We start from the raw sequence: 11889 nt of genomic DNA, 5'->3' as shown, positions 1-11889 counted from the left end.
GATTCCTGGTAGATCAGGAACGCGCCCTTGCCGCCCTTGCCGGCGCCGTCGATCGCGGTCCACAGCTTGAGCAGGTAGTTCAAATCCCACTGCAGTTCAGGCGCGCTGCGGCCGATGCCGGCGGTGCGGGCGATGATGCTGGCGCCGGCCGGGTATTCCAGCTTGTCCATGTTTTCCTTCAGCTCGGCCCGGTCCTCGCCTTCGATGCGGCGCGACACGCCGCCGCCACGCGGGTTGTTGGGCATCAGCACCACATAGCGGCCGGCCAGCGAGACAAAGGTGGTCAGCGCCGCGCCCTTGTTGCCGCGCTCTTCCTTTTCGACCTGGACCAGCAGTTCCTGGCCTTCGCGGATCACATCGCTGATGCGCGCCTGGCTGACCGACACGCCCTGCGTGAAGTATTGCTTGGAGATTTCCTTGAACGGCAAGAAGCCGTGGCGGTCCTCGCCGTAATCGACGAAGCAGGCTTCGAGCGACGGCTCGACGCGCGTGACGACGGCCTTGTAGATGTTGCCCTTGCGCTGTTCGCGCCCCTCGATTTCGATTTCGTAGTCGAGCAGTTTCTGCCCGTCCACGATGGCCAGCCGGCGTTCTTCCGCCTGCGTGGCATTGATCAGCATCCGCTTCATCGCGTCACCTTCACGTTGTTCAAACCATCCCGGACCCGTCATGGGGTCCCAACGATGCCGGACGACGCTTCGAAACGAATGGAATTGCCGGAGGGCGAGCGAAAGCGAGCGGTCAGCTCAGCAACCGTCGCCAGGGCACAGGGATGGGGGCGAGGCTTGCGCGACCACGCACCGCGAATGGTGCGGCGGGGCCGGAGCCGGCGGTCGTGGACGGACCCTGCATGGCGGGCGCCGGCAACAGCCAGCGCCGGAAAACCATGAGGAGCACCATCAACACCGTTGTTCTCGCTTTGATCCGTCCGCCAGCGTTGAAAGAGCTGGCGGACATTTATTCCGTATCAGTGTTCCGAAGAGCCGGACCCTGGTGGCACCGCCCGCGCCATTGCGGGCTTTGGCCCGGAATCTGCGCTGCGATACCAGTGGCATCGACCTTCCAGCGTAGGCGGGTGGTGGCTCGACTAAACTGCCTGCCAAATCAACCACTTACAGCGTTACGCTAGTGAAACAGATTATAGGGGCGGCGCCGACCGCCGCAAGCGCGCAAGTCAGATTAGTGGCGGTAGGGGACGAATCCGCCGGCCAGCGCCTCGACAATTTCCTGATTCGCGTGCTCAAGGGCGTGCCGAAGACCCACGTCTACCGGATCATCCGCAGCGGCGAAGTCCGGGTCAACAAGGGCCGGGCCGCGGCCGATACCCGGGTGCAGGAGGGCGACGTGGTGCGGCTGCCGCCGGTGCGCGTGTCCGACGCCGCCGCCGAGAAGCTGGAAAAGCCGGCGCCGCCGCGGGAGTTTCCCATCGTGTACGAGGACGACCACCTGCTGGCGATCGACAAGCCGGCGGGGGTGGCGGTGCACGGCGGCAGCGGCGTCAGCTTCGGCGTGATCGAGCAGCTGCGCCAGGCGCGGCCGCAAGCCAAGATGCTGGAGCTGGTGCACCGGCTCGACCGCGAGACCTCCGGCATCCTGCTGGTGGCCAAGAAACGCTCGGCTCTGACCCGGCTGCAGGACCAGTTTCGCGAACGCGAAACCGGCAAGACCTACCTGGCGCTGGTGCCCGGCGCCTGGCCGGCCGGCAACAAGGTGATCGACCTGCCGCTGCACAAGTACCTGCAGGCCGACGGCGAGCGCAGGGTCAAGGTAGTGGCCAAGGACGACCCCGACGGCATGCGCTCCATCACGCTGGTGAAGGTCCAGGCATTGCTCCCTCTGCCGCTTGCGCGACAGGGCAGGAGCGAGCTTGCTTCCACAGCCTCCCTCCTCGAAGTGACCATCAAGACCGGCCGCACCCACCAGATCCGCGTGCACCTGGCGAGCCAGGGCCATGCGATCCTGGGCGACGACAAGTACGGCGATTTCGAACTGAACAAGTCCTTGCAGAAGCTCGGTCTCAAGCGCATGTTCCTGCACGCGTGGCGGTTACAGTTCGACCACCCGGCCAGCGGCGAGCGCATCGCCCTGCAGGCGCCCTTGCCGCCGGAGCTGCAGAAATTCATCGCCCATGCCCGTGTCCCGACCCCGCCGCCATGACCTGATCGCCTTCGATTGGGACGGCACCCTGTTCGACTCCACCCAGATCATCGTGCGCTGCATCCAGCGCGCGGTGGCCGACGTCGGCGGCACCGTCCCCGGCGACCGCGAGGCCGCCTACGTGATCGGCCTGGGGCTGGCCGAGGCGCTGGCGCACGCCGCGCCCGACGTGCCGCGCGAGCGCCAAGCGGAACTGGGCAGCCGCTACCGCCACCATTACCTGGCGCACCAGAACGACCTGAGCCTGTTCGAGGGCGTGCTGGACATGCTGCAGGCCTTGCGTCAGCGGCAGCACTGGCTGGCGGTCGCCACCGGCAAGTCGCGCCGCGGCTTGGACGACGTGCTGCAGAGCAGGCAGTTGCGCGGGGTGTTCGATGCCTCGCGCACCGCCGACGAGACGGCCGGCAAGCCCGATCCGCGCATGCTGCACGAGCTGATGCGCGAGTTCGGCGCCGAGCCGGCACGCACGCTGATGATCGGCGACACCACCCACGACCTGCAGATGGCCCGCAACGCCGGCTGCCCCAGCGTGGGGGTGAGCTATGGCGCGCACGAGCCCGGCGCCTTCGCGGTGCTGGAGCCGCTGGCGGTGGTGCACTCGGTGCGCGAGCTGCACGACTGGCTGCTGGCCAACGGCTGACGTCCATGGACGGCCCGCGGATTCCCCTGTGCAATGCCGGCGACCTGGTGGATGGCGGCCTGGCCGTGCCGTTCGATGTGGTGCACGGCGGCCAGACCTGCCGCGCCTTCGCGATCCGCTGGCAAGGCCGGGTCCATGCCTACCTGAACCGGTGCGCCCACATCGCGATGGAGATGGACTGGCAGCCCAACCGGTTGTTCGACGACAGTGGCCGCTGGCTGCTGTGCAGCACGCACGGCGCGGCCTACCAGCCCGACACCGGCGCCTGCGCCGGCGGTCCCTGCCGCGGCGGGCTGGTGCGCATCGAACTCAGCGAGCGCGACGGGGTGGTGCACTGGCATACTGCTTTCAACCTGCAACCCGTTGAGTTCTAGATGACCGAGCCTGGCTTTCCTGACAACACCCCTACCGGGCCGGCATCCACGCCGGCGCCGTCGCCCACGCCAACCCCCACCTCCGCGCCCGTCGCGGGCAAGGCCACCGAGGCGCAGGGTTGGGAGCGCGGCACCATGGAGAAGCTGATCTTCGCCACGCTGGAGGAGCAGCGCGCCACCCGGCGCTGGCGCGGCTTCACGCGCATGGCGTGGCTGGCCTTCTTCATCTTCCTGATCTGGACGCTGGCCTACCGCGGCACGCCCAGCTCGGACAAGCTCACGCCGCACACGGCGGTGGTGGAGATCCAGGGCGAGATCGGCCCCGACAGCGAGGCCAGCGCCGAATTCATCATCGCCGCCGCCAAGGCCGCCTTCGAGGACGAAGGCGCGCAAGGCGTGGTGCTGCTGATCAACTCCCCCGGCGGCAGCCCGGTGCAGGCCGGCATCGTCAGCGACGAGCTCAAGCGGCTGAAGGCGCGCTACAAGAAGCCGCTGTATGCGGTGGTCGAGGAGTCCTGCGCTTCCGCCGCCTACTACATCGCCGCCTCCGCCGACCAGATCTACGTGGACAAGGCCAGCATCGTCGGCAGCATCGGCGTGCTGATGGAGGGCTTCGGCTTCACCGGCCTGATGGACAAGCTGGGTGTCGAGCGGCGCTTGCTGACGGCCGGCGCGAACAAGGGCTTCCTGGATCCGTTCAGCCCGCAGACCGACCGGCACCGCGAGCACGCCCAGCAGATGCTGGACCAGATCCACCAGCAGTTCATTGCCGTGGTCAAGGCCGGCCGCGGCAAGCGGCTGAAGGACACGCCCGAGCTGTTCAGCGGCCTGTTCTGGACCGGCCAGCAGGCGGTGGAACTAGGCCTGGCCGACCACCTGGGCAACCTCGACTTCGTCGCCCGCGAGGTCATCAAGGCCGAGGAACTGGTGGACTACACCCGGCGCGAGAACGTGGCCGAGAAGCTGGCCAAGCGCTTCGGCGCGGCGATCGGCGAAGGCGCGATCCGGGCCTTGCGCGCAGTTCCGCCGGTTCGTTGACGCTTGCTCCTGCCCGGCGGGGGAGGGAACAAGTCAAGGGCCGATGGCGAACACCGCCGGCCGGTCGTTGCTGACCGGCGCCGGCTGCTGCTTCCACGCCATCACCGCCGCGCTGCGGCACACCGCATCCGGCAGCGTCAGCCCGCTGGCGATGGCCAGCCGGGTGGTCTGCTTCAAGCCCTGTACCAGCGCCTGCCACAGGGCCTGGTTGCGGTACGGCGTCTCGATGAACAACTGGGCCTGGCCGGTGCGCAGCGCCAGCGCCTCCAGCTCGCGCAGCCGCGTCGTGCGGGCCGCGGGCTCCTGCGGCAGGTAGCCGACGAAGGCGAAGTTCTGGCCGTTCAGGCCGCTGGCGGCCAGCGCCAGCAGCAGCGACACCGGCCCCACCAGCGGCACCACTTCGATCCCCAGCTCATGCGCGGCGCGCACCACCGACGAGCCGGGATCGGCGATCGCCGGCATCCCCGCCTCGCTCAGCAAGCCGACGTCTTGGCCCTGGAGCGCCGCCTTGAGCAGGCTGCGCGCATCGAAGGCCGCCGGCGCGTGGTCGCCTTTCTTGTGCACCTCGCGCGGCAGCTCCACGATGTCCTGCTGCTGCATCGGCAGCGCCAGCGGCTGCAACTCGCCCACCCGCTTGAGGTAGGCGCGGGTGGACTTGGCGTTCTCGCAGACCCAGTGGGTCAGGCGGGCGGCGACGGCAATGGTGCCGGCGGGCAGCACCTCGGCCAGCGGCACCTGCACCGCGCAGCCGAAGTCCAGCGGCGCCGGCACCAGGTAGAGGCGACCCCGCTTCATCGCAACAGCGGCAGGCCGGCCGCGCGCAACATGCGACAGGTGCGGATCAGCGGCAACCCCACCAGGGCCGTGGGGTCGTCGCTGTCGATGGCTTCCAGCAAGGCGATGCCCAGGCCTTCGCTCTTGGCGCTGCCGGCGCAGTCATACGGTTGCTCGGCTTGCAGGTAGGCCTGGATCTCGGCATCGGCCAGCGCGCGAAAGCGCACCCGCACCGGCGCCAGGTCGTGTTCGACGAAGCCGCTGTCCTGGCAAGTCACCGTCAGCGCGGTCTGGAAAATCACCACCCGGCCGCTCATGCGCCGCAGCTGCGCCACGGCGTTGGCATGGTTGCCCGGCTTGCCCAACGGCTCGCCGTCCAGGTCGGCCACCTGGTCCGAGCCGATCACGATGGCGCCGGGGTGCTGGCTGGCCACGGCTTGCGCCTTGGCGGCGGCCAGCCGGCGGGCCAGGGCGGCGGGGGCTTCGCCCGGGCGCGGGGTTTCGTCGACCTCGGGCGCGACGACGTCGAACGGCAGCCGCAGCCGCTGCAGCAGTTCGCGGCGGTAGCGGGAGGTCGAGCCCAGCACCAGGCGGCGCACGGCGGAGTCTCTTGGGGACGAATGCATGCGGCGATTCTCTTACACTGGATCGATGGCCAAGGATTTCGACCCGCACCGCCTCGACGTGCACCACTTCGCCGAGGACGGCGCCGAACTTGCATCGGAAGACAGGCTGGCCCGCTATGCGCGGCTGCTGGCTGAAACCGAAGGGACCGCGCCCGAGCGCCTCGTGCGCTGGAGCGCGCGCGGCGAACTGCTCAACCCGCAGCACCTGCACCCGGAGGTCTGGCTGCACCTGAGGGCGCAAGCGCAGCTGCCGCTGGTCTGCCAGCGCTGCCTGCAGCCGGTGGACGTGCCGCTGGCGGTCGACCGCTCGTTCCGCTTCGTGGCCGACGAGGCCACGGCCGCGGCGCAGGATGACGCGGCGGAAGAAGACCTGCTGGCCTTGTCGCGCAGCTTCGACCTGCTGGAGCTGGTGGAGGACGAGCTGCTGATGGAGGTGCCGCTGGCGCCGCGGCACGAGGTCTGCCCGGAGGCCGTGAAAATGTCGGTTTCCGACCCGGCGTTCGAGGCAGCGGGCGCGCAGCGGGAGAATCCGTTCGCCGTCCTGGGCCGGCTCAAGAGCGGCAAGTAGAAGGTCGGGTCTTCCATGGGCTATAATCGCGGGCTTCGCGCCGAAACCGCCTGCGTGCTGCACGCCAGGCGCTCATGTTTCGTCCCACCGTTCAACCCGCTGCTGCTTTGCCGCAGCAGACCGATTCCAGGAGCCCGTCATGGCTGTTCAGCAAAACAAGAAGTCGCCTTCCAAGCGCGGCATGCACCGTTCGCACAACGCTCTGACGGTGCCGGGCATCGCGGTGGAGCCGACCACCGGCGAAACCCACCTGCGCCACCACATCAGCCCGACGGGCTTTTATCGCGGCCGCAAGGTCCTCAAGACGAAGAACGACGCCTGACCGTCCTGGACGGCACGAGGCCCGGCTGCGTTCGCGCGCAGTGCGGGCCTTTGTCTTCTGTGGCCCTGAAAAAGCGTAGCTTGGCTCTACAGTTCACCCCATGACGACCCTCGCTGTCGATTGCATGGGTGGCGACCACGGCCCCCGCGTCACGCTGGTGGCCTGCCGCCGTTTCCTGGACGGGCAGCCCGAGGCGCGGCTGCTGCTGGTGGGCGCCGCCGACGCGCTTGCATCCTTCCGGCATGACCGGGCCACCGTGGTTCCGGCCTCAGAAGTGGTGGCCATGGACGACGCGGTCGACGTCGCCTTGCGCAGGAAGAAGGATTCCTCCATGCGCGTGGCCATCCAGCAGGTCAAGGACGGCACCGCCCAGGCGGCGGTGTCGGCCGGCAACACCGGCGCCCTGATGGCGCTGGCGCGCTACCTGCTCAAGACCATCGAAGGCATCGACCGGCCCGCCATCGCCTCCGGCCTGCCCAACGCCAAGGGTGGCATCACCACCGTGCTGGACCTGGGCGCGAATGTCGATTGCAACGAGCAGCACCTGCTGCAGTTCGCCGTCATGGGCTCGGCGCTGGTGTCCGCGCTCACCGGCAACCACAGCCCCTCGGTCGGGCTGCTGAACATCGGCGAGGAAGTGATCAAGGGCAGCGACATGATCAAGAAGGCGGGCGAGCTGCTGCGCGCGGCCGGCGCCGCCGGCGACCTGAACTTCTACGGCAATGTCGAAGGCACGGACATCTTCACGCCGGTGGTGGACATCGTGGTGTGCGACGGCTTCGTCGGCAACGTGATGCTCAAGACCGGCGAGGGCGTGGCCGCCATGATCGTCGGCTTCCTGCGCGAGGAGTTCAGCCGCAGCCCGCTGACCAAGCTGGCCGCGGTGGCCGCGTACCCGGTCCTGGCCGCGCTCAAGAAGCGCACCGACCACCGTCGCTTCAACGGCGCCGCCCTGCTGGGCCTGCGCGGGCTGGTGTTCAAGAGCCATGGCTCGGCCGACGAGGTCGGCTTCGAGTACGCCTTGAGCCGCGCGTATGATGCGGCCCGGAACAACCTGCTGGACCGCGTCCAGGCCCGCATCGACCATGCCCGGCCCCTGCTGGCCGGCGACGCCCAGCCGCTGGAAGCGGCCATCACCTGAGCATGACCCAATTTTCCCGCATCACCGGGACCGGCAGCTACCTGCCGCCGCGCCGTGTAACCAACGCCGACCTGGCCGCGCAACTGGCCGCCACCGGAGTCGAAACCTCGGACGACTGGATCGTCGAGCGCACCGGCATCCGCGCCCGGCACTTCGCCGAGCCCGATGTCACGTCCAGCGAGCTGGGCGTGCACGCCGCGCGCAACGCGCTCGAAGCCGCCGGCCGCCAGGCATCGGAAGTCGACCTGATCATCGTCGCCACCTCCACCCCGGACATGGTGTTCCCCTCGTCAGCCACCATCCTGCAGCACAAGCTGGGCGTGGGCGGCTGCGCCGCCTTCGACGTGCAGGCGGTGTGCAGCGGCTTCGTCTACGCGCTGACGGTGGCCGACGCCATGATCCGTACCGGCTCGGCCAGGTGCGCGCTGGTGATCGGCGCCGAGGTGTTTTCGCGCATCCTCGACTTCAGCGACCGCACCACCTGCGTGCTGTTCGGCGACGGCGCCGGCGCCGTGGTGCTGGAAGCCTCCGACACCCCAGGCATCCTGGCCAGCGACCTGCATGCCGACGGCAAGCACGTTGGCATCCTGTGCGTGCCCGGCACGTTGTCGGGCGGCAAGGTGCTGGGCGAGCCGCTGCTCAAGATGGATGGCCAGGCCGTGTTCAAGCTGGCCGTCGGCGTGCTGGAAAGCGCGGCCCGCGCCACCCTGGCCAAGGCCGGCAAGACCGAAGCCGACATCGACTGGCTGATCCCGCACCAGGCCAACATCCGCATCATGCAGGGCACGGCCAGGAAGCTGAAGCTGCCCATGGACAAGGTGGTGGTGACGGTGGACCAGCACGGCAACACCTCGGCCGCTTCGATCCCGCTGGCGCTGGACAGCGCGGTGCGCAGCGGCCAGGTGAAAAAAGGGGACACCCTCATGCTGGAAGGCGTGGGCGGGGGCTTCACCTGGGGCGCCGTCCTGCTGGACTTCTGAAGCCCGCCGGGCTTGCCTTTCTGCTGCCACTGTTCTCACCGGGACGCACCCACACAATGAAACCGTTCGCTTTCGTCTTTCCGGGCCAGGGCTCGCAAGCTGTCGGCATGCTCGATGCCTGGGGCGAGCATCCGGCCGTGGCCGAAACGCTGCGCGAGGCCTCCGACGCGCTGGACGAGGACCTCGCCCGCCTGGTCAAGCAAGGCCCCAAGGAAGCCCTGGGGCTGACCACCAACACCCAGCCGGTGATGCTGGTGGCCGGCGTGGCCGCCTGGCGCGCCTGGCGCGCCGAAGGCGGGGCCGAGCCGGCCGTGCTGGCCGGCCACTCGCTGGGCGAATATTCCGCGCTGGTCGCCGCCGGCGCCCTGACCCTGGCCGATGCGGCGCCCCTGGTGCGCTTTCGGGCCCAGGCGATGCAGGACGCGGTGCCGGTCGGCACCGGCGCCATGGCCGCCATCCTCGGCCTGGACGCGCAACGCGTGATCGAAGGCTGCGCCGAAGCGGCGCGCTCGTTCGGCCCCAACAGCGAGGAGGTGGTCGAGGCGGTGAATTTCAATGATCCGGCCCAGACCGTCATCGCCGGCAGCAAGGCCGCGGTGGACAAGGCTTGCGAGCTGCTCAAGGCCATGGGCGCCAAGCGCGCGTTGCCACTGCCGGTGTCGGCGCCGTTCCACTCCAGCCTGATGAAGCCGGCCGCCGAGCGGCTCAGGGAGCGGCTGGCGGCGACGCCGCTGCTGGCGCCCCGCATCCCGGTCGTCAACAACATCGAGGTCAAGGCCGAGGGCGACCCGGACCAGATCCGCGCCGCCCTCTACCAGCAGGCCTTCGGGCCGGTGCGCTGGGTGGAATGCATCCGCGCCATCCAGGCCCGCGGCGTGGACACCATCGTCGAGTGCGGCCCCGGCAAGGTGCTGGCCGGCCTGGTCAAGCGGATCGACCCGGCCCTGGCTTCGGCCGCGGTGTACGACCCGGCCACGCTGGCGGCCGCCAAGGAGATGCTGGCGTGAGCGATTCCTCCACCATGCAGGGCCAGGTGGCCCTGGTCACCGGCGCCACGCGCGGCATCGGCGCCGCCATCGCGCAGGAACTGGCCGCCCGCGGCATGAAGGTGATCGGCACCGCCACCACCGACGAAGGCGCGGCGAAGGTTTCCGCGGCGCTGGCCGAGCATGCCTTCTGCGAGGGCGCGAAGCTGGACGTCAACGACGGCAAGGCGGCCGAGGCGCTGATCGAGGCGATCGGCCGGGAACACGGCGGGCTGCACGTGCTGGTCAACAACGCCGGCATCACCCGCGACACCCTGGCCATGCGGATGAAGGACGACGACTGGGACGCTGTCCTGGACACCAACCTGAAGGCGGTGTTCCGCATGAGCCGCGCCGTGATGCGCACGATGATGAAGCAGCGCTACGGCCGCATCGTCAGCATCACCAGCGTCGTCGGCGCTTCCGGCAACGCCGGCCAGGCCAACTACGCGGCCGCCAAGGCCGGCGTGGCCGGCATGACGCGGGCGCTGGCCCGCGAACTCGGCAGCAGGGGCATCACCGTCAATTGCGTGGCGCCCGGCTTCATCGAAACCGACATGACCGCCGCCCTGCCGGAAGCGCAGCAGCGGGCGCTGCTGGGCCAGATCCCGCTGGGCCACCTGGGCCAACCGGGCGACGTTGCCCACGCGGTCGCCTTCCTTTCCTCCCCCCTGGCCGGCTACATCACCGGCCAGGAAATCCATGTCAACGGCGGGATGTTCATGGCCTGAACGCGCCAGTTCAGCACCCCGCCGGCAACGGCCTTGCCAGCCGGTCCCTCCGCCCGGTCTAAAATCGCGGATTCAACTTCACCCTTTGAGGGAACCCATGAGCGATATCGAAGCACGTGTCAAAAAAATCATCGCCGAGCAGCTCGGCGTGGAAGAGTCCCAGGTCACCAACGAAAAGGACTTCGTGGCCGACCTTGTCGCCGATTCCCTGGACACGGTGGAACTGGTCATGGCCCTGGAGGATGAGTTCGGCATCGAGATCCCGGACGAAGACGCCGAGAAGATCACGACGGTGCAAAACGCCATCGACTACGCCAACGGCCACCAGAAGGCTTAAGGCCAGCATGCGTCGCCGCGTCGTCGTGACGGGGCTCGGCTGCGTCAGCCCGGTGGGCGGCACGGTTGCCGAGTCCTGGGCCAACCTGCTGGCCGGGCAAAGCGGGATCGAGTCGATCACGTCTTTCGACACCGGCCCGTTCGCCTGCAAGTTCGCCGGGCAGGTCAAGGATTTCCGGATCACGGATTACATCTCCGAGAAGGAAGCCCGGCACATGGACCGCTTCATCCACCTTGGACTGGCCGCGGCCTGCCAGGCGGTGGAGGATTCCGGACTGCCGCTGGGGGATGCCCTCGACGACGAGCTGGCCACCCGCATCGGCGTCAACGTGGGCTCCGGCATCGGCGGCCTGCCGATGATCGAGGACATGCATGCCGAACTGGTGAACCGCGGCCCGCGCCGCATCTCGCCGTTCTTCGTGCCCGCGTCCATCATCAACATGATTTCCGGCCACGTCTCGATCAAGTACGGCTTCAAGGGCCCGAACATCGCCGTGGTCACCGCCTGCACCACTGGCCTGCACGCCATCGGCATCTCCGCCCGCATGATCGAGAGCGGCGACGCCGACGTGATGGTCGCCGGCGGCGCCGAATCCTGCGTCTCGCCGCTGGGCGTCGGCGGCTTCGCCGCGGCCCGCGCCCTGAGCACCCGCAACGACGATCCCAAGACGGCGTCGCGCCCCTGGGACAAGGACCGCGACGGCTTCGTGCTGGGCGAGGGCGGCGGCGTGCTCGTGCTCGAGGAATACGAACATGCCAAGGCGCGGGGCGCCAGGATTTACGCCGAGCTGGCCGGGTTCGGCATGACCGGGGACGCGTACCACATGACCGCCCCCGACATCGACGGGCCGCGCCGGGCCATGCTGGCCGCGATGCGCAATGCCGGCGTCAATGCCGACCAGATTCAGTACCTCAACGCGCACGGCACCTCCACGCCACTGGGCGACCTGAACGAGACCAATGCGGTGAAGGCGGCGCTGGGCGACCACGCGCGCAGCATCGTGGTCAATTCGACCAAGTCGATGACGGGCCACCTGCTGGGCGGCGCCGGCGGCATCGAGTCGGTGTTCACCGTGCTGGCCCTGCACCACCAGAAGAGACCGCCCACCATCAACATCTTCAACCAGGACCCCGAGTGCGACCTGGACTACTGCGCCAACACGGCGCGTGACATGAA

Annotated in this window: 15 protein-coding genes; 12 read left to right on the top strand and 3 right to left on the bottom strand. The window is 68.9% G+C overall.

Annotation, left to right across the window (positions count from 1 at the left end; genetic code table 11):
* Window positions 1-629: ribonuclease E/G (locus JWP65_RS01805; protein ID WP_299759779.1), on the bottom strand; the 629-nt coding region annotated here is incomplete at its 3' end.
* A gap of 511 nt (window positions 630-1140) precedes the next feature.
* On the opposite strand from JWP65_RS01805, the gene JWP65_RS01800 reads away from it, so the two are divergent.
* The 4 genes from JWP65_RS01800 to JWP65_RS01785 are packed head-to-tail and all read left to right on the top strand — an operon-like array spanning window position 1141 to window position 4209.
* Window positions 1141-2157: an RluA family pseudouridine synthase gene (locus JWP65_RS01800; protein WP_367280461.1), complete on the top strand. Its 1017-nt coding sequence runs from the start codon at window positions 1141-1143 to the stop codon at window positions 2155-2157.
* Entirely contained in the window at window positions 2129-2797 is a 669-nt protein-coding gene (locus tag JWP65_RS01795; protein ID WP_299759777.1) for an HAD family hydrolase, read from the top strand. Before JWP65_RS01800 ends, JWP65_RS01795 begins: the two co-directional genes overlap by 29 nt.
* Window positions 2798-2802: 5 nt before the next feature.
* Complete coding sequence (locus JWP65_RS01790) at window positions 2803-3171, top strand: Rieske 2Fe-2S domain-containing protein (RefSeq protein ID WP_299759776.1); 369 nt, start codon at window positions 2803-2805, stop codon at window positions 3169-3171.
* Entirely contained in the window at window positions 3172-4209 is a 1038-nt protein-coding gene (locus tag JWP65_RS01785; RefSeq protein WP_299759775.1) for a S49 family peptidase, read from the top strand.
* Between the two features lie 33 nt (window positions 4210-4242).
* Here JWP65_RS01785 and JWP65_RS01780 read toward each other — a convergent pair whose 3' ends face one another.
* Window positions 4243-5004 carry an SAM-dependent methyltransferase gene (locus JWP65_RS01780; RefSeq protein ID WP_299759774.1) on the bottom strand — a complete coding sequence of 254 codons (762 nt, stop codon included), beginning with the start codon at window positions 5002-5004 and terminating at the stop codon, window positions 4243-4245.
* Window positions 5001-5609: a Maf family nucleotide pyrophosphatase gene (locus JWP65_RS01775; protein ID WP_299759771.1), complete on the bottom strand. Its 609-nt coding sequence runs from the start codon at window positions 5607-5609 to the stop codon at window positions 5001-5003. The genes JWP65_RS01780 and JWP65_RS01775 overlap by 4 nt, the downstream gene beginning before the upstream one ends.
* A gap of 25 nt (window positions 5610-5634) precedes the next feature.
* Here JWP65_RS01775 and JWP65_RS01770 point away from each other — a divergent pair, with 25 nt between their 5' ends.
* The 8 genes from JWP65_RS01770 to fabF all read left to right on the top strand — a co-directional run.
* A complete protein-coding gene (locus JWP65_RS01770) occupies window positions 5635-6177 on the top strand; it encodes a YceD family protein (RefSeq protein ID WP_299759769.1) in 543 nt (180 codons plus the stop codon).
* A gap of 139 nt (window positions 6178-6316) precedes the next feature.
* Window positions 6317-6499, top strand: a complete 183-nt coding sequence (gene rpmF / locus JWP65_RS01765) for a 50S ribosomal protein L32 (RefSeq protein WP_027101192.1) — start codon at window positions 6317-6319, stop codon at window positions 6497-6499.
* Between the two features lie 100 nt (window positions 6500-6599).
* Window positions 6600-7640: a phosphate acyltransferase PlsX gene (plsX, locus tag JWP65_RS01760; protein ID WP_299759763.1), complete on the top strand. Its 1041-nt coding sequence runs from the start codon at window positions 6600-6602 to the stop codon at window positions 7638-7640.
* Window positions 7641-7642: 2 nt separating this feature from the next.
* Entirely contained in the window at window positions 7643-8620 is a 978-nt protein-coding gene (locus tag JWP65_RS01755) for a beta-ketoacyl-ACP synthase III (protein ID WP_299759761.1), read from the top strand.
* Window positions 8621-8676: 56 nt separating this feature from the next.
* Window positions 8677-9627, top strand: coding sequence for an ACP S-malonyltransferase (fabD, locus tag JWP65_RS01750; protein WP_299759759.1), 951 nt, complete (start codon window positions 8677-8679; stop codon window positions 9625-9627).
* A 14-nt stretch (window positions 9628-9641) separates the two neighbouring features.
* Complete coding sequence (gene fabG / locus JWP65_RS01745) at window positions 9642-10376, top strand: 3-oxoacyl-ACP reductase FabG (protein WP_299759781.1); 735 nt, start codon at window positions 9642-9644, stop codon at window positions 10374-10376.
* Window positions 10377-10473: 97 nt separating this feature from the next.
* A complete protein-coding gene (acpP, locus tag JWP65_RS01740) occupies window positions 10474-10713 on the top strand; it encodes an acyl carrier protein (RefSeq protein WP_299759757.1) in 240 nt (79 codons plus the stop codon).
* A 7-nt stretch (window positions 10714-10720) separates the two neighbouring features.
* On the top strand, window positions 10721-11889 hold a 1169-nt coding region (gene fabF / locus JWP65_RS01735; RefSeq protein WP_299759755.1), incomplete at its 3' end, for a beta-ketoacyl-ACP synthase II.

It is taken from the genome of Ramlibacter sp. (genome assembly GCF_028292805.1).
Lineage (GTDB): Bacteria > Pseudomonadota > Gammaproteobacteria > Burkholderiales > Burkholderiaceae_C > Ramlibacter.
Note: the sequence above shows the minus strand (reverse complement) of the source record. Positions and strands in the feature narration are given on the sequence as shown.

Bases quoted from the DNA above. Each gene is read 5' to 3' on its own strand.
- JWP65_RS01795 (WP_299759777.1), top strand. From the start codon at position 2,129: ATGCCCGTGTCCCGACCCCGCCGCCATGACCTGATCGCCTTCGATTGG.
- JWP65_RS01790 (WP_299759776.1), top strand. From the start codon at position 2,803: ATGGACGGCCCGCGGATTCCCCTGTGCAATGCCGGCGACCTGGTGGAT.
- JWP65_RS01785 (WP_299759775.1), top strand. From the start codon at position 3,172: ATGACCGAGCCTGGCTTTCCTGACAACACCCCTACCGGGCCGGCATCC.
- JWP65_RS01780 (WP_299759774.1), bottom strand. From the start codon at position 5,004: ATGAAGCGGGGTCGCCTCTACCTGGTGCCGGCGCCGCTGGACTTCGGC.
- JWP65_RS01775 (WP_299759771.1), bottom strand. From the start codon at position 5,609: ATGCATTCGTCCCCAAGAGACTCCGCCGTGCGCCGCCTGGTGCTGGGC.
- JWP65_RS01770 (WP_299759769.1), top strand. From the start codon at position 5,635: ATGGCCAAGGATTTCGACCCGCACCGCCTCGACGTGCACCACTTCGCC.
- rpmF (WP_027101192.1), top strand. From the start codon at position 6,317: ATGGCTGTTCAGCAAAACAAGAAGTCGCCTTCCAAGCGCGGCATGCAC.
- plsX (WP_299759763.1), top strand. From the start codon at position 6,600: ATGACGACCCTCGCTGTCGATTGCATGGGTGGCGACCACGGCCCCCGC.
- JWP65_RS01755 (WP_299759761.1), top strand. From the start codon at position 7,643: ATGACCCAATTTTCCCGCATCACCGGGACCGGCAGCTACCTGCCGCCG.
- fabD (WP_299759759.1), top strand. From the start codon at position 8,677: ATGAAACCGTTCGCTTTCGTCTTTCCGGGCCAGGGCTCGCAAGCTGTC.
- fabG (WP_299759781.1), top strand. From the start codon at position 9,642: ATGCAGGGCCAGGTGGCCCTGGTCACCGGCGCCACGCGCGGCATCGGC.
- acpP (WP_299759757.1), top strand. From the start codon at position 10,474: ATGAGCGATATCGAAGCACGTGTCAAAAAAATCATCGCCGAGCAGCTC.